Origin of the sequence: Marinobacter goseongensis (assembly GCF_023156235.1) — a bacterium.
Classification (GTDB): Bacteria; Pseudomonadota; Gammaproteobacteria; order Pseudomonadales; family Oleiphilaceae; genus Marinobacter; species Marinobacter goseongensis.
On record NZ_JAKZAI010000001.1, the window covers coordinates 85801 to 105225 of the forward strand.

A 19425-nucleotide genomic window follows, 5' to 3' on the forward strand; every position below is an offset into this window, starting at 1 on the left:
CGTCGTGAAGTTCAAGCGCCAGAGAAGCCAGGAAGTCGGAGTTGACCTGACGCCACTGATCGATGTGGTGTTCCTGCTGTTAATCTTCTTCATGGTGTCCACCACCTTTACCCGCGAGAGTCACCTGCAGGTCGAGTTGCCGCAGGCCAGCGCTGAGGCCCGCGCCGAAACCGAGGTGCGGGAAATTGATGTGGTGATCAACGCCGAGGGGCAGTACATCCTCAATCAACGCACTCTCGTGAACAACCGTCGCGAAACCCTTGAGCGAGCGGTCAGTGAGCTCGCGGACGGTGACAACTCCCTGCCTTACGTGATCACTGCCGACGCCAGAACGCCCCACGAGTTTGTGGTGCGCGCGATGGATGTGGCTGGCCGATTGGGCTTTGCCAAACTGAGCATCACCACCGAGCGGGAGGCTGACGGCCAGTGAGTGAATCTGTACCGGGCACCGACACCGAGGCGCCCTCGACCTCCAACTGGGCCACCTACAAACGCCTGCTCGCCTACGTAAAGCCATTCTGGCTGGCGTTTTCACTGGCGGTGCTGGGCAACGTAATCTATGCCGCTGCGTCCACAGGTATGGCTGCCGCCATGGAGTACGTGATTCTCGCCATTGAAAACCCCACCGAGGAGAACCGGATCCTGTTGACCCTGCTCATTGTCGGGGTTTTCGCGTTCCGTGGCGTGGGCACGTTTCTAAGCCAGTACTTCATCAGCTACGTCGGGCGGCAGGTGATCAATGCCCTGAGAAATCAGGTGTTTGATCGTTTACTGAGCCTGCCGTCGCGCTATTTCGATGACAACGCATCCGGGCGTCTGGTGTCCAAGCTGACCTTCAACGTGGAACAGGTTGCCGAGGCCACCACCAACGCCGTGACCATCACGCTGCGGGAAGGCCTGACCATCCTGGGCTTGCTGGGGTTCATGCTCTACACCAACTGGAAACTGACGCTGGTGTTTGTGGCCGTGGGTCCCCTCATCGGCCTCGTGGTCAGTTATGCCAGCAAGCGTTTTCGCAAGATCAGCAAACGTATTCAGGGATCCATGGGGGACATCACCCACGTGGCCTCGGAATCCATCTCCGGTTACCGGGTGGTTCGCACCTTCGGTGGCGAGGACTACGAGCGCGAGCGATTCCGTGATGTCAGTGAAAAGAACCTGAAACAAAGCCTGAAAATGGCGTCTACCCAGGCCATCAGCATTCCGGTGATTCAGGTGCTGGTGGCTGTGGCCATCGCGGCACTGGTGTGGACCATGCTGGCACCCGAGATTCGTGGTGAGATGAGCACCGGCCAGCTGATCGCCTTCATCACGGCGGCAACCACCATGGCCAAGCCGATTCGTCAGGTGACCTCAGTGCACGCCAAGATTCAGAAGGGGGTTGCTGCCGCCCACGATGTGTTCAGTACTATGGACGAAGAGCCCGAACACGATAACGGCACCTATCGCCCGGAGCGGGTCAATGGCGATATTACTTTTGCCGACGTCTCGTTCCGCTACCGTGATCAGCTGGATAACGTCCTGCAGTCGATCTCACTGGACATCCCCGCCGGGCAGAGCGTTGCCCTCGTTGGTCGCTCCGGCAGCGGAAAGTCCACCATGGTCAGCCTGCTGCCCCGATTTTATGAATATACCGGGGGCGATATTCGCATCGACGGGCATTCGCTGAAGGACTTCGGTTTGCGGGCGCTGCGGACCCAGATTGCCCTGGTGACCCAGAACGTGGTGTTGTTCAACGACACCATTGCAGCCAACATCGCCTACGGTGCCTTGCGCCATTGTACGCGCGAGGAAATCCGCGAGGCGGCGGCAAAAGCCCATGCGCTGGAGTTCATTGATCGCATGCCGGAAGGGCTCGACACCATGATCGGTGATAACGGCGTGATGCTCTCTGGCGGCCAGCGCCAGCGACTGGCTATTGCACGAGCGTTGCTCAAGAACGCACCGATTCTGATTCTTGACGAAGCCACGTCGGCACTGGACACGGAGTCGGAGCGCCACATCCAGGAGGCGCTTGAAACCGTGATGCAGGGGCGAACCACCCTGGTCATTGCCCATCGATTGTCGACCATCGAGAAAGCCGACCGTATTCTGGTCATGGAGGCTGGTCGGATCATCGAGTCCGGTCGTCACGATGAACTGCTGGCCACCGGCGGTGCCTACGCGCAGTTGCATCAGCTGCAGTTCAGCGAGCACGCATGACCACACTGATTGACCGCCTTTGGTATGGCACCGGGCGGCCGCTGTGGCTGCTGTATCCGCTGGCCTGGCTCTATCGGATGGTAGCTGAAAGTCGCCGCCGCAAGGCCTGGCGCGAGAAAGATGCAGCGCTTCCGGTGCCGGTGATCGTGGTTGGCAACCTCACCGCAGGGGGAACCGGCAAATCCCCGTTGACGGCGCGACTGGTCTCGCTGCTGCGGGAGCAGGGCTGGCGGCCGGTGATCCTGAGCCGCGGCTACGGCGGTCGTTCCGATGCCTACCCCCTGAGTGTTGATGAAAGCACCTCCACCGAACAGGCCGGAGACGAGCCGGTCATGTTGCGTCTGGAAACCGGCTGCCCGGTAGTGGTGGATCCGCAGCGCAAACGCGGGGCACTGTGGGCGCTGAAACAACAGCTGGGCGACGTATTGATCTGTGATGACGGGCTACAGCATTACGCCTTGCCCAGAGATATCGAGCTGGCCGTGTTCGACGGCGCGCGCGGCCTGGGCAACGGCGCAGGCATTCCGGTGGGCCCGCTCAGGGAGCCACTGGAGCGTTTGTCCGGTGTGGACTTTGTGGTGACCAACGGGGGGTGGCTGGACGATCTGGAGCACCCCCGGCAATTCACCATGGTGCTGGAGCCGACCGGGCTTCGACACCTGAAGACCGGCAAGGCTGCGCCACTGGACAGCTTGCGCGGGGAGCCGGTGCAGGCGGTGGCGGGCATCGGTAATCCCGGGCGTTTTTTCGCTACACTGGAAGCGCTGGGTGCGCAGGTGTCCGGGCGGGCATTTGCCGATCATCACAGATTCCAGGCCTCGGACCTGGACACCGGAAGCACCCGGCGGCTGGTCATGACCGCCAAGGATGCGGTCAAATGCCGGGACATTGCAGGTGATAACGCCTGGGTGTTGTCGGTCACTGCAACTCTGCCGGAAGAATTTACGGTGGCATTCCTGGATCGCGTGCGGGAATGCGCCTCGCTGCTACATCATCACGAAACCGAGAGAACCTGATATGGATAAAAAGCTGGTGGCCATGCTGGCCTGTCCTGTGTGCAAGGGTGACCTGAAACTAAATCAGGAAAAAACCGAGTTGATTTGCTACCAGGACGCGATGGCGTTCCCCATCCGTGAGGGCATCCCGGTCATGCTGGCGACGGAAGCGCGTACGCTGTCAACGGATGAACGCCTCGATAAACGCTGATAGGGGAGTGTCATGTCCTTTACCGTGGTGATTCCCGCCCGCTACGCGTCTACCCGCCTGCCGGGCAAGCCGCTGGCCGACATTGCCGGCAAACCGATGATCCGCCATGTCTATGAGCGCGCAGGTGAGAGTGCCGCCAGCCGTGTGGTTATTGCGACCGATGATGAACGCATCGAATCCGTTTGCCGGGCCTTCGGTGCGGAAGTGGTGATGACCTCGCCCGATCACGCCAGTGGCACCGACCGGCTGGAAGAGGTTGCCCGCACGCTCGGTTTCAAAGCTGACGACCGGGTTGTCAACGTTCAGGGCGATGAGCCCCTGATCCCTCCCGCACTGATCAACCAGGTGGCCGATAATCTTGAGCGTTTTCCCCACGCTGCCATCGCGACCCTGTGTGAAAAGATTACGGATCTGGCCAGTGTGTTCAATCCCAATGTGGTCAAGGTGGTCGCGGATCATCAGGGCATGGCGCACTATTTCAGCCGGGCGCCCATCCCCTGGGCCCGTGATAGCTGGGGCCAGGATCATTGGCCGTCCGGAGAGGCACCTTTACCTGCCGGCGTGAGCTATTTCCGTCATATCGGGATATATGGCTATCGCGTGCGTTTACTGACGGATTTTGTTGGCTGGTCACCTGCGCCTACTGAGGTGACGGAATCGCTGGAACAGCTGCGTGCCCTCTACAACGGTGCTCATATTCACGTTGAAGAAGCCCTGGAACGCCCCCCGGCTGGTGTTGATACCGAGGCCGACCTGCAACGACTGCGACAGTGGATGGAGGCGAGCCAGCCGTGAGTGCACGCAAACCGATCAACGTGTTGTTCGTCTGCCTTGGCAATATCTGCCGCTCGCCCAGTGCGGAGGGTGTTTTCCGTGAGGTTGTCGCCCGCGCGGGACTTGAGTCCGATATCCAGATTGACTCCTGCGGCACTGGAGGTTGGCATGTGGGCAAGGCCCCTGATAAGCGCGCGGTGGCGAAAGCGCGGCAGCGCGGTATAGATATCTCCGGGTTGCGGGCGCGGCAATTCCGAGCCGCCGACCTGGCCCAGTTCGATGTGGTTCTGGTGATGGATCGGCAGAACCTGGCGGACGTCCGTGACGTATGGCGACAGGTCGGAGGCACTGAACCGGAACTTTTCCTGGCGTATGGAAGCAGCCCCAACGATGAGGTGCCGGACCCCTACTACGGCGGTGACGACGGTTTCGAGGCGGTGCTGGATCTCATCGCAGAGGCCAGCGAGGGGCTGCTGGCCCGAATCCGGGAGCGCCTGGCGTGAACAAGCCTGCTGAAATCCGTGAAAACGTCAGCCTGCGAACCCTCAACAGCCTTGCCATTGATGCCAGTGCACGCTGGTACGCGGATGTGAATTCCGATGACCAGTTGGCGGCTCTCCTTGCGTTCGCTGACCGGGAGGGGCTGGAAACGCTGATCCTGGGTGGTGGCAGCAATATGGTGTTTGCGGGCGACTTTGACGGATTGGTGCTGCACATGGCCCTCACCGGCCGCCGTTGGGAGCAGGTGGAGGGTGACTCCGCCGTGTTGGCCCTCGGGGCGGGGGAAAACTGGCACGATGCAGTGCTGTACGCAGCGGCGGCCGGCTACCGTGGTATCGAGAACCTTGCGCTGATTCCCGGCACGGCGGGTGCGGCGCCGGTACAGAACATTGGCGCCTACGGAGTGGAACTGCGGGATTCACTGGTCAGTGTTACGGTACTGGACCGCGACACCGGAGACTGGCAGGTTCTGGCCAACGAGGACTGCGACTTTGCTTACAGAGACAGCCTGTTCAAGCATCAGCCAGGCCGCTACGTGATCGTGGAGCTGCGTCTGCGTTTGAACCGCTCGCAGCCGCTGGCGCTGGGCTATGCCGATTTACGGGACTACTTTAAGGCGCAGAAGACGGACGAGCTTACCCCGCTGGACGTTGCGCAGGCAGTGATGGCGGTTCGCCGTCGCAAGCTGCCCGACCCGCAACAGATGCCCAATGCCGGCAGCTTTTTCAAGAACCCGGTGGTTTCGCTGGCCCAGTGGGAAGCTCTGAAAGCCGATAACCCGGACATGCCGGGTTATCCCGGGCGCGAAACAGCAAAACTTGCGGCGGCCTGGCTGATCGACCAGTGTGGCTGGAAAGGGTTTCGGGATGAGCGGGTGGGTGTTCACAACCGCCAGGCTCTGGTGCTGATCAATCATTCCGGAGGAAGTGGTGCCGACGTGCTGGCACTGGCAGACCGTATTCAGAGGGACGTGGACGCGCGCTTCGGCGTCCAGCTGGAGCGTGAGCCGGGAGTGATCCCGGCCCGGAAGGCATCCGGGGCTTGAGCCCCGGTACCGCAGACCCGACCTAGAGCCCGTTGCGGGGTGAGGCTTTCAGCAAGAACGGCAGGAACTCATCGACCGCCACGTCCTGTTTGTCCGCATCCTGACGACCCTTGTATTCCAGCGTGCCCGCGGCCAGGCCACGGTCGGACACCACGAAGCGGTGGGGAATGCCGATCAGTTCCATATCCGCAAATTTCACGCCCGGGCGCTCGTTACGGTCGTCCAGCAGCACGTCGAACCCGGCCTGGCGCAGTTGATCGTACAGCCGCTCACCGGCTGCCGCCACGTCCGGGGATTTGTGGGCATTCAGGGTAACGATGGCTACTTCGAACGGGGCAATGGCGTCAGGCCAGATAATGCCTTTGTCGTCGTGGTTCTGCTCAATCGCCGCGGCCACGATGCGCGACACACCGATGCCGTAGCAGCCCATCTCCAGAATCACGCTCTTGCCGTTTTCATCCAGCACCGTGGCGTTCATGGCGGTGCTGTACTTGTTACCCAGCTTGAAGATATGGCCTACCTCAATGCCGCGGCGAATTTCCAGGCTACCTTTGCCGTCCGGGCTCGGGTCACCCTCGACCACATTGCGGAGATCCTCGATCCGATCTGCGGCGGCATCGCGGCCCCAATTCACGCCGGTCAGGTGGTAACCGTCCCGGTTGGCACCGCAGACAAAATCCGCCAGATGGGCCGCTGAGCGATCGACGATCACCGGCACCGGCAGTTTGACCGGACCAATGGAGCCGGGCTTGCAGCCGATGGCCTGTTCGATTTCGTCATCGCTTGCCATGGTCAGCGGCTCGGCGATGCCGGCCAGCTTTTCGGCCTTGATGTCGTTGAGGGTGTGATCGCCACGCAGGATCAGGGCGACCAGCCCCGCCTTGCCATCGTCGTCGGCCTCGCCCTTGACCAGCAGGGTTTTGACGGTGCGTGCCGCATCGATGTCGAGGAATTGCGCAATGGCATCAATGGTGCGCTGATCCGGTGTGGCAATTTCCTTCAGTTCCTCGGAGGGTCTGGGTCGCTCGCCCGCCGGAGCCACCGCTTCCGCTTTTTCTATGTTAGCGGCGTAGTCACTATCGGTGCTGAACACAATGTCGTCCTCGCCGGACGAGGCCAGTACATGGAATTCGTGGGAAGCGTTGCCGCCAATCGCCCCGGAGTCCGCCTGAACCGGCCGGTAATCAAGGCCGACCCGATCGAAAATGGCGCAATAGGTTTGATGCATGGTTTGATAGGTGTCGTTTAACGACTCCGCGTTGACGTGGAAGGAGTAGGCATCCTTCATCAGAAATTCACGGGCGCGCATGACGCCAAAGCGGGGACGACGTTCGTCGCGGAATTTGGTCTGGATCTGGTAAAAGTTGGCTGGCAGCTCTTTGTAGCTTTTCAGCTCATTGCGGATGAGATCGGTGATCACCTCCTCGTGGGTCGGTCCGAAGCAGAATTCGCGACCATGGCGGTCGTTCATTCGCAACAGTTCGCCACCGTACTGTTCCCAGCGCCCGGATTCCTGCCACAGTTCGGCGGGCTGGACCGCTGGCATCAGCAGCTCCTGGGCACCGCTCTTGTCCATTTCCTGCCGTACGATCCGCTCAACCTTGCGAAGGGTTCGCAGCCCCATGGGCAGCCAGGTATAGAGCCCTGAGGCAAGCTTGCGAATCATCCCTGACCGAAGCATCAGCTGATGGCTGATGACCTCCGCATCGGCGGGTGTTTCTTTCAGGGTGGCAATCAGGAAACGGCTTGCTCGCATTGTGTCTTCCGTATGAGGTTGTCAAGGTTCTTAGGCTAGTGGCTAGGCTGCGATTGGCGCGCCCGGCCCTTTATTTATCGTACATTGGTGGTTATTGTACGGAGCCTGTCACACAAGGTACAGATCGAGTGGGTGTAGCTGGCTTATGAGCTCAGAGAACACAGATTCAGCGCTGAATGTCACGCCGCGACGGAGGCCGGTTCAGGCTCGCAGCCGTGAGCGGGTGGAAACCATTCTCCAGCATGCCACCGCTATTTTCCACGACGTCGGAGTCGATGCCACCAGCATGTCGGCCATCGCGCGTCAGTCTGATATGTCGTTGGCCTCCCTTTATCGTTACTTCCCGAACAAGACAGCGATTGTAAAAGCGATAGCGGAGCGCCACGTCGAGAAAGTGGAGTCGGCCCTGCGTGACCGCCTCGGTGAGACCAGTCTTGCCGATGCGGTGGATGTGTTGATCGATCTGTTCTACGAATTCTATCGCACGGAACCGGCCTACTCGGCGATCTGGAGCGGAGTGGAAGCCATGCCCGAGCTGCGGCATCTGGATCTGAGAGAGCTGTACAGCCACGCCCGGGACCTGGACGCCCGCCTGGCGGTCGAGTTTCCGCACTTGGATAAGGATAAACGCTGGACGGCCAGTCTGATGCTGCCCCGCACCGCCGGCAGCATCCTGAGGCTGGCCGTGACCCTTCCGGAAGATCAGGCAAAGAACCTGGTCCGTGAGCTCAAGAGTATGATGACAGCGTATGTGCAGTCGCTGGTGGTCTGAAACTCCACAGGCGTCATGACAGGTACCCAAGCGGCAACGCGGTATTATCAATCACTCGACGCAGCACAAAACTGGAGTGGACACCACTCACGCCCTGGATCCGGGTGATGCGATTGAGCAGAAAGTGATGGTAGTGGTCCATATCCGGCACCACGACCTTCAGCATGTAGTCTGCATCTTGCCCCGTGATCAAATAGCACTCCTGCACCTCCGGGTATTCCGCCACCTGCTCCTCGAACGCGGAAAATCGCTCGGGTGTGTGCCGGTCCATCCCGATCAGAATGATGGCGGTCAGGGATAGTCCCAGCTTCTTGTGATCGAGGATGGTGACTTTGCGGATAATGACGCCGGCCTCCTCCAGAGCGCGAACCCGACGCAGGCAGGGGGAGGGCGACAGGCCGACCTTGTCTGCCAGTTCCTGATTGGTGAGGGCGCCGTCGGTCTGCAATTCCTCGAGGATTCTCCGATCGGTTTTGTCGATTCTCACAAGTGCTGCGTTATTATTTGGCATAAAATTGCTTTACCGTTGTTGTATGGGGTAAAAACTGCCTAAATGGTAGGGCAAAACAGAAAAATAGCAATCATTTGTCCCGGAGTCAGCGTTATCCTGTGGTTCATACGTTGACAGACTTCCGCAATTCGCAAGGACCGGACTGACATGGCATTCGATCACCGCAAATACGTTGCATTCAAACCCGTCGCCAAGAAGAATCGCCGTTGGCCTGATCAGATCATCGACAAAGCGCCCGACTGGTGCGCTGTTGACCTCAGGGATGGCAATCAGGCGTTGGTGAAACCCATGTCCGTTGCCCAGAAGCAACGTCTGTTCGATTTGCTGGTGAAGCTCGGCTTCAAGGAAATCGAGATTGGATTTCCCGCTGCCAGCCAGCCGGATTTCGATTTCTGTCGAAAGCTGATCGAGGAAAACCGGATTCCCGAGGACGTCACCATTCAGGTGCTGACCCAGGCGCGAGCGGAGCTCATCGAGCGCACCTACGAGGCGTTGCAGGGTGCGCGGCAAGCCATTGTTCATGTATACAACTCGACGTCCACCGTCCAGCGCGAGCAGGTGTTCGGGCTTGATCGCGCCGGTATCCGTGACATTGCCGTGAAAGGCGCTGAACTGGTGCGTGATATTGCCGCCAGGCATCCGGAAACCCGATGGACGTTTCAGTATTCACCGGAGAGCTTCACCGGCACGGAACTGGATTTTGCCGCTGAAGTGATTGACGCGGTCAATGACGTCTGGCGCCCGGACCAGGGGCAGCCGGTGGTGATAAACCTGCCGGCAACGGTGGAAATGGCGACGCCGAACGTATTCGCCGATCAGATCGAATGGATTTGTGATCGGGTCCGCTACCGCGAGCATTTCCGTATCAGTGTGCACACCCATAACGATCGTGGGTGCGCGGTGGCCGCTGCCGAGCTTGCGGTCATGGCGGGCGCCGACCGGGTGGAGGGCACCCTGATGGGTAACGGCGAACGCACCGGAAACATGGACCTGGTCACCATGGCCATGAACTTGTATTCCCAGGGTGTCGATCCGACTCTGGACCTTTCCGGCATGGCGGAGGTTACCGAGGTTGTGGAAGCCTGTACCGAAATCTCGACTCATCCCCGCCATCCCTACGCCGGTGAGCTGGTCTTCACGGCCTTTTCAGGCAGTCACCAGGACGCCATCCGTAAATGTCTGGCCCGGCGCCAGGACGGTGACCTGTGGAACGTGGCCTATTTGCCGATTGACCCGCGGGATCTGGGGCGCCGTTATGAGGAAGTGGTGCGTATCAACAGCCAGTCCGGGAAAGGCGGTGTCGCCTATGTGCTGGAGCGCGACTACAACATCAGCCTGCCGCGCTGGCTGCAGATCGAATTCAGCAAGGTGGTTCAGGGTGAGGCCGAGATCAACGGCGGGGAAATCGACTCCCTGACTATTCACCGCCTGTTCGAGGATCGCTATCTGAAGGTGCACGCCCCCTGGGCGCTGAAGTCCTATGATTTGCATCGCGACGACAATGGCGTGAAGGCCTCTGTCAGTCTGGGTAGCGATGAGCATCCGGTGCGCCTTGAAGGCCTGGGGCTTGGCGCGGTTGAGGCGGTATCGGCCGCGCTGGAGGCCTCCTGTGGCGTGCGGATTGCTGTCGAGGCCTACGATGAATTTGCCCTGGGTGAGGGCACTAAAGCCAATGCGTTGGCCTGTATCCGCCTGACCGTTGATGGAGTCCATTGCAGCGCGGCTGCTCTGGCTGAGGACACCACGTCGGCAACCTTGCAGGCGCTTTTCTCGGCGGTTGCCCAGGTCGCAACAGCGCCGGTTGCGCAGCCGGCGGTGGAAGCCGGCGAAGCCTGATTCAGATCAGCCAGGCACAAAAAAGCCGGCGCAAGCCGGCTTTTTTGTGAGCTGTTGCCCGTGAGGGGCAAAAGCGGGAGCGTTACCTCAGACCGGGGTAACGTTTTCCGCCTGGGGACCTTTCGGACCCTGCGTAACGGTAAACTGTACCTGCTGACCTTCGGTCAGTGTACGGAAACCGCTGGAGTTGATTGCACTGTAGTGGACGAATACGTCACTGCCACCATCCTGAGCGATGAAGCCAAAGCCTTTGGATTCGTTGAACCACTTGACGGAGCCGGTTTTAGTATCAGACATTGATCTTTCCTGTATTCCTGAGATTTTGCCCTCACGGGACCTTCGGTTTTCCCTGGGATTAACCGGTGCTGAGAAATCCAAGCGTACTGAGGAAGGAGCAACGAAGAGCACTGCGGCAGGACGTTGGAGCACTTTCACCAAATAACGCTGTATTTTCACAGCAATTTCAGTATAGACCGAGTTTCGGGGGCGTCAACGCTTTTTTAATGACTTTGTTGTTGGTTTTTTAAGCTTCAAAAACAACGGCTTGTCATAAAAATGTCACCGGGTAGCCTGGCATTTTAACCGCAAGGCTAACCGGTTTTGTGGTTGGCTCCGTTAGCGTCCGAACTGTTTGCTGATATCCTCCAGAATGGCCGGGTCATCGATGGTGCTGGGCACCTTGTAGTCCTCGCCATCGGCAATCTGGCGGATGATGCGGCGCAGGATCTTGCCGGAGCGTGTTTTAGGCAAGCGCTCAACCACCATGGCACGCCGGAAACACGCGATAGCGCCGATTTTTTCACGCACCATCTCGACCAGCTCTTCCTCGAGCTCATCGTGATCGATGGTGGCGCTGTCCTTGATCAGCACCAGACCGACCGGAATCTGCCCTTTCATTTCATCCCGGGCACCCACCACACAGCACTCTGCCACTGCCGGGTGAGAGGCCACGACTTCCTCCATCTCTCCGGTAGACAGGCGATGTCCGGCGACGTTAATGACGTCGTCAGTGCGCCCCATAACAAACACATAGCCATCGTCGTCAATGAACCCGCCGTCGCCGGAGGTGTAAAACCCCTTGATCGGGTCGAGGTAGGTTTTGCGGAAGCGCTCGTCGTCGCCCCAGACGGTTGTCATGCAGCCGGGTGGCAAGGGCAGTTTGACGGCAATCTGGCCCTGCTCCCCGGCCGGTACCTGGCTGCCCTCCAGGTCCACAACCTGAACGTTGAAGCCGGGAGAGGGCACTGTGGCGGAGCCGGGTCGGGTGGCCATCATCTCGATGCCAACCGGGTTGCAGCAAATAGCCCAGCCGGTCTCGGTTTGCCACCAGTGGTCGAGCACGGGCAGGCCGGTCTGCTCCTTGAGCCACTCATAGGTGGCCGGATCAAGCCGTTCGCCGGCCAGGAACAGTCGTTTCAGCGAGCTGATGTCGTAACGTGTGAGCTGATCCGCCTCGGGATCTTCTTTGCGCACGGCGCGGAAGGCTGTCGGTGCGGTAAACAGCATGTTGACCCCGTGGTCCTGAACTACCCGCCAGAACGCGCCCGCATCCGGGGTTTTGACCGGCTTGCCCTCGTAGAGAATGGTGGTGCAGCCGGCAAACAGCGGCGCGTACACAATGTAGCTGTGGCCGACGACCCAGCCGACATCGGAGGCGGCCCAATACACATCGCCGGGTTTGGCGTCATAGACCAGTTGCATGCTGTAGCGAAGCGCGACGGCATGACCGCCGTTGTCCCGCACCACACCCTTGGGTTTTCCGGTGGTGCCGGACGTATACAGAACGTACAGCGGATCGGTAGACCTGACCGGCACCGGGTCGGTGGGGCTGGCGCTGGCCATCAGATCCTGCCAGTCGAAATCGCGTCCGTCCTGCATCGATGCTTTCACTTGCGGGCGCTGGTAGAGAATACAGAACTCGGGTTTATGGCTGGCCTGTTCGATGGCTTTGTCGACCAACGGCTTGTATTCGATAACTCGGGCGACTTCAATTCCGCAGGAGGCGGTAATGACTGCCTTGGGCTTCGCGTCGTCAATACGCACCGCCAGCTCGTGGGCGGCAAATCCGCCGAACACTACCGAGTGAATAGCGCCTATTCGGGCGCAACCCAGCATGGCGATCACCGCTTCCGGCACCATGGGCATGTAGATGATCACCCGGTCGCCCTTTGAGATACCGCGACCCTTGAGGACCCCGGCAAAAAGGGCGACTTGCCGGGTGAGTTCGGTGTAGGTGTAGGTGCGGGTGGTGTTGGTGACCGGTGAGTCGTAGATCAATGCCGCCTGATCGCCGCGGCCGGCACGAATATTGGCATCCAGCGCGACGTCGCTGGTGTTGAGTTCCCCGTCCGGAAACCAGACACCGTGGCCATTATCTGTGGCCTGCCAGATGGTTTTCGGTGACTTGATCCAGTCAATGTTCGCAGCTTGCTCTCGCCAGAACTCGTCCGGTCTGTCGATCGATCGCCTGAACTCGGAGTTGTAATCCATGCCATCCACCTCGTGTTCCTGTTGTTGTTTTCCAGTGCTGCCCATAACTGTAGGCACTTTGAGGGGAAGGACTACTAGACCATAGGCTTAGTCAACGCCTGCAGGCGGATTATTCATCCGCTGAATTGACCGAGATCACGGTGGCGGTGATAACACCTCTGCCGAGACGGGTGTTGATGGCGTCTCCCGGGCTGACGTCGGCTGCATCACGGAGTATCAGGCCATCGCTTTGGCGGCGGGCTATGGCGTATCCACGTCCCAGGGTCGCCAGCGGGCTGACCAACTGCAGGGTCTGGCCGGTGTGGCTGAGCCGGTCATGGTGCCGGTCAAGGCGCCGACGAATCCCGGTCTGTAGTTTGTCCTGCAAGCGGGCGAGCAAGTCGTGATGGTGGTCCAGTTGGCGGCGCGGGGATTGGGTGCGGAGGCGTTGGACCAGGTGTCCGGCACGCACCATGCGTTGCTGCAGCGCCTGCTGGAGGGCCTGGCCAAGCCGGACATCCAGCTCATCCAGGCGCTGGGCCCTGTCCATCAGTTGTCGTCTTGGATCACGCAGCCGCGCCGCCAGATGGCCGGTCTGGGTTTGCATTCGTTGCAGCGCCCGGCGGACGCCATGGGTGAGGCGGCTGTACTTTTCGTCCACCTGCCTGACCCATTCCCGCTGGTCCGGCGACACTTTCTCGGCAGCGGCCGAGGGCGTGGGTGCGCGCAGGTCGGCAACCAAATCCGCAATCGTCACATCCACCTCGTGACCAACGGCACTGACGGTCGGGATGCGGCAATCGGCGATGGCGCGGGCAACGGCCTCCTCGTTGAAGCACCACAGGTCCTCCAGCGATCCGCCTCCGCGACCAATAATCAGCACGTCAGCGACGCCGTGAGCCTGGGCCTGTTCAATGGCGCGAACGATGTCCGCCGTGGCGGGCTTGCCCTGGACGGCGGTGGGGTAGAGCGTTACCGGTATGGCGGGGCATCGTCTTGCCAGTACGGTCAGAATATCGTGAATGGCAGCCCCGGTGGGGGAGGTGACTACGCCAATGTGCCGCGGTGCGGTTGGCAGCGGTTTCTTGCGGCTAACCTCAAACAGGCCCTCCTCGGCAAGCTTGCGTTTGAGTTCCTCGAAAGCCTGTTGCAGGGCGCCCAGGCCTGCCGGCTCGAGATGCTCGACAATGATCTGGAAATCGCCGCGATTCTCGTACAGGGTGACCTTGCCACGGATGCGAATCTGGTCACCGTCCCTGGGGATTTCGCGGATGCGTTGGTTGAACCCCTTGAACATGGCGCAGCGTACCTGGCACTTGCGGTCCTTCAGGGAAAAATACCAGTGCCCGGATGACGGGCGGGAAAAACCGGACATCTCCCCCTCGACCCACACTTGCATAAAGCTGGTTTCCAGCAGGTGTTTTGCCTGATGGTTCAGTTCACTGACGCTCAGTGCCCGTGGGCGTGAATCCTGAAAAGGGGTGTTCAACGTCTGACTCCCGGGTTAAACATACGCAATAGCCGAAAAGTGAAGAGCAAAAATAGCGGAATTTCAAAAAGATGCAATTGAACCTTAAAACCGCTGCGGTTTACTGTAAACCCACGCCCATTTATAATAGATCGATTAAGGTTCTCGCACTGCCAGGCCACGCCGGGTACGGCATGTGAATTCCCAACTTAGCACGATCAAAAGGCGGATCCCAATGCTGCGAATTGCCGAAGAAGCCCTCACATTCGACGATGTTCTGCTGATCCCAGGATACTCGGAAGTTCTTCCTCACCAGGTCAGTCTGCAAACCCAACTGACCAAGGGCATTACCCTCAACGTTCCGCTGCTTTCATCAGCCATGGACACCGTGACAGAGGCGGAGCTGGCTATCGCCATGGCACAGGAAGGCGGCATCGGAATCATGCATAAAAACATGAGCGTCGAGCAACAGGCGGCGGCGGTTCGCAAGGTCAAGAAATTCGAGAGTGGTGTGGTGAAAGATCCCATCACTGTCACCCCTGGCACCACGGTGCGAGAGCTGGTGGATATCACCATGGCCAACAACATCTCCGGCCTGCCGGTGGTAGACGGGCGCGATCTGGTCGGTATTGTGACCGGCCGTGACATTCGGTTCGAGAGCCGCATGGACACGCCGGTCTCTGACATCATGACCCCGAAGGACAAGCTGGTGACGGTTCGGGAAGGCGCTAGCCTGGATGACGTCAAAGAATTGCTGCATCGCCACCGCATCGAGAAGGTGCTGGTGGTGAATGAAGAGTTCGAGCTAAAGGGGCTGATTACCGTTAAAGATATCCAGAAAGCCAAGGATTACCCACTGGCTTGTAAGGATGAGCAGGGCCGCCTCCGCGTCGGCGCAGCGGTCAGCACGGGTGGCGATACTGAAGCTCGTATTGCGGCGCTGGCGGAAGCGGGTGTTGATGTGATCGTTGTGGACACCGCCCATGGCCACTCCAGAGGTGTTATTGATCGCGTGCGCTGGGTGAAGGAAAGCTTCCCGGAGGTTCAGGTGATCGGTGGTAACATCGCCACGGCCGACGCGGCGATTGCGCTGGCCGAGGCCGGAGCTGATGCGGTCAAAGTGGGTATTGGTCCGGGCTCCATTTGCACCACCCGTATCGTGGCCGGTATTGGTGTACCACAGATTTCCGCCGTGTCTAATGTTGCGGCGGCCCTTAAAGATCGTGGCGTGCCGGTGATTGCGGATGGCGGTGTGCGTTTCTCCGGGGACATTGCCAAAGCCATCGCCGCTGGCGCTCACAGCGTGATGATTGGCAGCCTGCTGGCGGGTACCGATGAGGCACCGGGTGAGGTCGAGCTGTTCCAGGGGCGCAGTTACAAGGCGTACCGTGGTATGGGGTCTATTGGTGCCATGGGGCAGGGCTCCAGTGACCGCTATTTCCAGGATGCCAGTAAGGGCATTGAAAAGTTGGTTCCCGAAGGTATCGAAGGCCGTGTCGCCTGCAAGGGCCCGATGCGCAATATCGTGCATCAGCTGATGGGTGGACTGAGAGCCTCCATGGGCTACACCGGCAGTGCCACTATGGAAGAGATGCGCACCAAACCGCAATTTGCCCGCATTACCAACGCGGGTATGCGTGAGAGTCACGTGCACGACGTGACCATCACCAAGGAAGCACCCAACTACCGTATCGGTTAAGTACTGCCGTTCCGGGCGCGGCTCAGGGTCTGAGCCGCGCTTATTATTTCTGATCCGAGGACTCCATGGCCCAGAACATTCACGACCACCGCATTCTGATTCTCGATTTTGGCTCCCAGTACACCCAGTTGATCGCGCGCCGCGTTCGTGAAATCGGGGTCTATTGTGAGATCAGGGCCTTTGACATCACCGATGAAGAGCTCGAAGCGTTCAATCCCAAAGGCATTATCCTTGCTGGCGGTCCGGAATCCGTAACCCAGCTCGGTGGTCCCCGGGCGCCAGAGGGGCTGTTTGATCGGGGTATCCCGGTGCTTGGCATCTGCTATGGCATGCAAACCATGGCAGAGCAACTTGGCGGTCGGGTTGCCAGCTCGGAGAAGCGGGAGTTCGGCTATGCCCAGGTCAAGATTCGCGCGGCCGGCCCTCTGCTGCAGGGCATCACTGACCACCTGACGGCAACAGGCGATTCGTTGCTCGATGTGTGGATGAGCCATGGCGACAAGGTTGTGGTGCTGCCCGAAGGGTTCGAGCTCCTGGCGTCCACCGAGAGCGCGCCCATCGCTGCCATGCAGGATCGTCAGCGGCACCTGTATGGGGTCCAGTTCCATCCGGAGGTGACCCACACCCTGCAGGGCAAGCGCATTCTGGAGCATTTCGTGCTGGACATCAGTGGCTGTGAGGCACTGTGGACTCCAGCCAAGATCGTGGATGATGCCGTTCAGCAGATTCGTGAGCAGGTGGGTAGCGACAAGGTTCTGCTGGGGTTGTCTGGCGGCGTGGACTCGTCGGTGACCGCGGCATTGCTGCACAAGGCGATTGGCGATCAGCTGACCTGTGTGTTCGTGGACAATGGCCTGCTGCGCCTGCACGAGGGTGATCAGGTGATGGACATGTTCGCCAGCAACATGGGCGTAAAGGTCATCCGTGTCGACGCGGAAGATCTGTTTCTGTCCAAGCTGAAGGGTGAGGCGGATCCGGAAAAGAAGCGCAAGATCATCGGCAACACCTTTATTGACGTGTTCGATGAAGAGGCTGCCAGTATCCGCGACGTCAACTGGCTGGCGCAGGGCACCATCTACCCGGACGTGATTGAATCAGCGGCCTCCAAAACCGGCAAGGCCCATGTGATCAAGTCTCACCATAACGTGGGTGGTCTTCCTGAGACCATGAAGATGAAGCTGGTCGAGCCATTGCGGGAATTGTTCAAGGATGAAGTCCGCCGTATCGGCCTCGAACTGGGCCTGCCTTACGATATGGTGTATCGCCATCCGTTCCCGGGGCCGGGCCTGGGTGTGCGCATTCTCGGTGAGGTCAAGAAAGAGTATGCGGAAATCCTCCGCAGTGCCGACGCCATCTTCCTCGAGGAGCTGCACCGTGCGGATTTCTACCACAAGACCAGTCAGGCCTTCGCCGTGTTTCTTCCGGTCAAATCCGTCGGTGTGGTGGGGGATGCCCGCCGTTACGAGTATGTGATTGCATTGCGCGCGGTTGAGACCATCGATTTCATGACCGCCCGTTGGGCCCACCTGCCTTACGATCTGCTGGAAACGGTTTCAAACCGGATCATCAACGAAATTACCGGTGTATCGCGGGTTACCTACGACGTGTCCTCCAAGCCTCCCGCCACCATTGAGTGGGAATAAGCGCCGGCTGAATCACCCATGACCGATCGTTCCAATGAAGACGAACATTGGATGACCCGCGCCCTGACGCTCGCCGCTGAAGCGGCCGCTCGGGGCGAGGTGCCGGTCGGTGCGGTGGTTGTGCTGGATGGCGTTGAAACAGGGGCGGGCTTCAATGCTCCGATCAGTGGCTGCGATCCAACGGCTCATGCTGAAATCCGTGCGTTGCGGGATGCCGCCCGGCGTGTCGGGAACTATCGCTTATCCGGCGCTACCCTGTACGTTACTCTGGAGCCCTGCACTATGTGTGTTGGCGCGATTGTGCACAGCCGCATCAGCCGGTTGGTTTACGGTGCCGCGGAACCCAAGGCCGGAGCCGTGGAATCGGCCCGGCGAACACTGGACGAGCCGCATTTTAACTGGCAGGTTGAGCGTAAGGGTGGTGTTCTTGAGCAACGGTGCAGTGCCATCCTCAGTGAATTTTTCAGCAGCCGGCGTGCCGAAATCCGGCGCCAGAGGCAATTACAGCAACGAAATTCAGTCAAGGGTAGCAGCGAGTCATGAACGTATTGGTCACCGGCGGCGCCGGTTATATTGGCAGTCACGTTGTTCGTCAGCTTGGTGCTGCCGGGCACTCCATTGTGGTTTTTGATAATCTGTCGACGGGTTATCGCTGGGCCGTGACCTGCGGCGAGCTGGTGGTTGGCGACCTGGCCGATGAGGCGGCCATAGCCGACGTGTTCGCCCGTTACCGCTTCGACGCGGTTCTGCACTTCGCCGCCAACATTGTAGTTCCCGAGTCGGTGGCCAATCCGCTCAAGTACTATCGCAATAATACTCGTAACACCCTGAATTTGCTAAAGGCCATCGCGGAGCACCAGGTTCCTTACATGGTGTTTTCGTCGACCGCTGCGGTCTATGGTATGCCGGATGAAACCGTGCTGACCGAGGATATGCCATTGGTGCCGATCAACCCCTATGGCGCCTCGAAGATGATGAGCGAACGCATGATCATGGATCTGGCGGCCGCCACATCGCTGAATTACGTCATTTTGCGTTACTTTAATGTGGCTGGGGCCAATCCGGATGGGCTCTTGGGCCAGGCGACCCCGGAAGCCACTCATCTGATCAAGGTGGCTTGCGAATGCGCGACCGGGCAACGGGACGGTATGAGCGTGTTCGGAACCGATTACGACACCCGTGATGGCACCTGTGTCCGCGACTACATTCATGTCGAGGATCTGGCCAAGGCACATGTGATGGCGCTGAATCACATGGCCGGCGGTGGTGAATCGAAGGTGCTCAATTGCGGTTATGGCAGCGGGTTTACCGTGCGCGAGGTGATTGACGTGGTCAAGCGCCTCTCCGGCGTGGATTTCCCGGTCGAGGAAGTCGGGCGCCGGGCAGGGGATCCGGCGGCGCTGATGGCCGACAACGGGCGTATCAAAGAGGTGCTCGGCTGGCAACCGGATTACGATGATCTCGACACCATCGTGGATACTGCGCTCGCCTGGGAAAAACTCTGGCAACACCGTCGGGCCAGCGACAACGCCTGACCCTTTTA

18 protein-coding genes are annotated in these 19425 nt (G+C 59.6%); 13 read left to right on the forward strand and 5 right to left on the reverse strand.

Annotated elements, in window-relative coordinates; all coding sequences use genetic code 11:
• Positions 1-4 precede the first annotated feature (4 nt).
• Genes MLC70_RS00430 through murB form a run of 7 tightly spaced genes read left to right on the forward strand, consistent with a single transcriptional unit; the run spans position 5 to position 5728 of the window.
• Positions 5-430 carry an ExbD/TolR family protein gene (locus MLC70_RS00430; RefSeq protein WP_248180996.1) on the forward strand — a complete coding sequence of 142 codons (426 nt, stop codon included), beginning with the start codon at positions 5-7 and terminating at the stop codon, positions 428-430.
• A complete protein-coding gene (gene msbA / locus MLC70_RS00435; protein ID WP_248180997.1) occupies positions 427-2202 on the forward strand; it encodes a lipid A export permease/ATP-binding protein MsbA in 1776 nt (591 codons plus the stop codon). Before MLC70_RS00430 ends, msbA begins: the two co-directional genes overlap by 4 nt.
• Positions 2199-3218 (forward strand): tetraacyldisaccharide 4'-kinase, encoded by a 1020-nt coding sequence (gene lpxK / locus MLC70_RS00440; protein WP_248180998.1) that lies wholly within the window; start codon positions 2199-2201, stop codon positions 3216-3218. Before msbA ends, lpxK begins: the two co-directional genes overlap by 4 nt.
• A 1-nt stretch (position 3219) precedes the next feature.
• Positions 3220-3408 (forward strand): Trm112 family protein, encoded by a 189-nt coding sequence (locus MLC70_RS00445; protein WP_248180999.1) that lies wholly within the window; start codon positions 3220-3222, stop codon positions 3406-3408.
• Positions 3409-3420: 12 nt separating this feature from the next.
• Positions 3421-4203, forward strand: coding sequence for a 3-deoxy-manno-octulosonate cytidylyltransferase (gene kdsB / locus MLC70_RS00450; RefSeq protein WP_248181000.1), 783 nt, complete (start codon positions 3421-3423; stop codon positions 4201-4203).
• Positions 4200-4685: a low molecular weight protein-tyrosine-phosphatase gene (locus MLC70_RS00455; protein ID WP_248181001.1), complete on the forward strand. Its 486-nt coding sequence runs from the start codon at positions 4200-4202 to the stop codon at positions 4683-4685. The genes kdsB and MLC70_RS00455 overlap by 4 nt, the downstream gene beginning before the upstream one ends.
• Positions 4682-5728 carry a UDP-N-acetylmuramate dehydrogenase gene (gene murB / locus MLC70_RS00460; RefSeq protein ID WP_248181002.1) on the forward strand — a complete coding sequence of 349 codons (1047 nt, stop codon included), beginning with the start codon at positions 4682-4684 and terminating at the stop codon, positions 5726-5728. The genes MLC70_RS00455 and murB overlap by 4 nt, the downstream gene beginning before the upstream one ends.
• Before the next feature lie 22 nt (positions 5729-5750).
• Here murB and MLC70_RS00465 read toward each other — a convergent pair whose 3' ends face one another.
• On the reverse strand, positions 5751-7484 hold the full coding sequence (locus MLC70_RS00465) for a proline--tRNA ligase (protein ID WP_248181003.1): 1734 nt from the start codon (positions 7482-7484) through the stop codon (positions 5751-5753).
• A gap of 145 nt (positions 7485-7629) precedes the next feature.
• On the opposite strand from MLC70_RS00465, the gene MLC70_RS00470 reads away from it, so the two are divergent.
• Entirely contained in the window at positions 7630-8256 is a 627-nt protein-coding gene (locus MLC70_RS00470; RefSeq protein ID WP_248181004.1) for a TetR/AcrR family transcriptional regulator, read from the forward strand.
• A 13-nt stretch (positions 8257-8269) separates the two neighbouring features.
• Here the strand turns inward: MLC70_RS00470 and MLC70_RS00475 are convergent, their stop codons facing one another.
• On the reverse strand, positions 8270-8767 hold the full coding sequence (locus MLC70_RS00475; RefSeq protein WP_248181005.1) for an Lrp/AsnC family transcriptional regulator: 498 nt from the start codon (positions 8765-8767) through the stop codon (positions 8270-8272).
• A gap of 147 nt (positions 8768-8914) precedes the next feature.
• Here MLC70_RS00475 and leuA point away from each other — a divergent pair, with 147 nt between their 5' ends.
• Complete coding sequence (leuA, locus tag MLC70_RS00480; protein WP_248181006.1) at positions 8915-10603, forward strand: 2-isopropylmalate synthase; 1689 nt, start codon at positions 8915-8917, stop codon at positions 10601-10603.
• 87 nt (positions 10604-10690) lie between these two features.
• On the opposite strand, the gene MLC70_RS00485 is transcribed toward leuA, so the two are convergent.
• The 3 genes from MLC70_RS00485 to xseA all read right to left on the reverse strand — a co-directional run bounded on the left by MLC70_RS00485 (position 10691) and on the right by xseA (position 14561).
• The gene (locus MLC70_RS00485) at positions 10691-10900 is read right to left on the reverse strand and encodes a cold-shock protein (RefSeq protein WP_248181007.1); all 210 of its coding nucleotides are present in this window, start codon (positions 10898-10900) and stop codon (positions 10691-10693) included.
• A 318-nt stretch (positions 10901-11218) separates the two neighbouring features.
• On the reverse strand, positions 11219-13138 hold the full coding sequence (locus MLC70_RS00490; protein WP_282448201.1) for an acetate--CoA ligase: 1920 nt from the start codon (positions 13136-13138) through the stop codon (positions 11219-11221).
• Between the two features lie 64 nt (positions 13139-13202).
• The gene (gene xseA / locus MLC70_RS00495; protein ID WP_248181008.1) at positions 13203-14561 is read right to left on the reverse strand and encodes an exodeoxyribonuclease VII large subunit; all 1359 of its coding nucleotides are present in this window, start codon (positions 14559-14561) and stop codon (positions 13203-13205) included.
• A 214-nt stretch (positions 14562-14775) separates the two neighbouring features.
• Between xseA and guaB the strand changes: the two genes are divergently transcribed.
• The 4 genes from guaB to galE all read left to right on the forward strand — a co-directional run bounded on the left by guaB (position 14776) and on the right by galE (position 19417).
• Positions 14776-16239, forward strand: coding sequence for an IMP dehydrogenase (guaB, locus tag MLC70_RS00500; RefSeq protein ID WP_248181009.1), 1464 nt, complete (start codon positions 14776-14778; stop codon positions 16237-16239).
• A 65-nt stretch (positions 16240-16304) separates the two neighbouring features.
• On the forward strand, positions 16305-17882 hold the full coding sequence (guaA, locus tag MLC70_RS00505; RefSeq protein ID WP_248181010.1) for a glutamine-hydrolyzing GMP synthase: 1578 nt from the start codon (positions 16305-16307) through the stop codon (positions 17880-17882).
• 18 nt (positions 17883-17900) lie between these two features.
• Positions 17901-18425, forward strand: coding sequence for a tRNA adenosine(34) deaminase TadA (tadA, locus tag MLC70_RS00510; protein ID WP_248181011.1), 525 nt, complete (start codon positions 17901-17903; stop codon positions 18423-18425).
• Positions 18422-19417: a UDP-glucose 4-epimerase GalE gene (gene galE, locus MLC70_RS00515; RefSeq protein WP_248181012.1), complete on the forward strand. Its 996-nt coding sequence runs from the start codon at positions 18422-18424 to the stop codon at positions 19415-19417. The genes tadA and galE overlap by 4 nt, the downstream gene beginning before the upstream one ends.
• Positions 19418-19425: the final 8 nt, after the last annotated feature.

What these genes read in the sequence shown, in the direction of transcription:
- leuA (WP_248181006.1), top strand. Translation starts at nt 8,915, where the DNA reads ATGGCATTCGATCACCGCAAATACGTTGCATTCAAACCCGTCGCCAAG.
- kdsB (WP_248181000.1), top strand. Translation starts at nt 3,421, where the DNA reads ATGTCCTTTACCGTGGTGATTCCCGCCCGCTACGCGTCTACCCGCCTG.
- MLC70_RS00485 (WP_248181007.1), bottom strand. Translation starts at nt 10,900, where the DNA reads ATGTCTGATACTAAAACCGGCTCCGTCAAGTGGTTCAACGAATCCAAA.
- MLC70_RS00465 (WP_248181003.1), bottom strand. Translation starts at nt 7,484, where the DNA reads ATGCGAGCAAGCCGTTTCCTGATTGCCACCCTGAAAGAAACACCCGCC.
- MLC70_RS00475 (WP_248181005.1), bottom strand. Translation starts at nt 8,767, where the DNA reads ATGCCAAATAATAACGCAGCACTTGTGAGAATCGACAAAACCGATCGG.
- guaA (WP_248181010.1), top strand. Translation starts at nt 16,305, where the DNA reads ATGGCCCAGAACATTCACGACCACCGCATTCTGATTCTCGATTTTGGC.
- lpxK (WP_248180998.1), top strand. Translation starts at nt 2,199, where the DNA reads ATGACCACACTGATTGACCGCCTTTGGTATGGCACCGGGCGGCCGCTG.
- MLC70_RS00490 (WP_282448201.1), bottom strand. Translation starts at nt 13,138, where the DNA reads ATGGGCAGCACTGGAAAACAACAACAGGAACACGAGGTGGATGGCATG.
- guaB (WP_248181009.1), top strand. Translation starts at nt 14,776, where the DNA reads ATGCTGCGAATTGCCGAAGAAGCCCTCACATTCGACGATGTTCTGCTG.
- galE (WP_248181012.1), top strand. Translation starts at nt 18,422, where the DNA reads ATGAACGTATTGGTCACCGGCGGCGCCGGTTATATTGGCAGTCACGTT.
- MLC70_RS00445 (WP_248180999.1), top strand. Translation starts at nt 3,220, where the DNA reads ATGGATAAAAAGCTGGTGGCCATGCTGGCCTGTCCTGTGTGCAAGGGT.
- tadA (WP_248181011.1), top strand. Translation starts at nt 17,901, where the DNA reads ATGACCGATCGTTCCAATGAAGACGAACATTGGATGACCCGCGCCCTG.
- MLC70_RS00470 (WP_248181004.1), top strand. Translation starts at nt 7,630, where the DNA reads ATGAGCTCAGAGAACACAGATTCAGCGCTGAATGTCACGCCGCGACGG.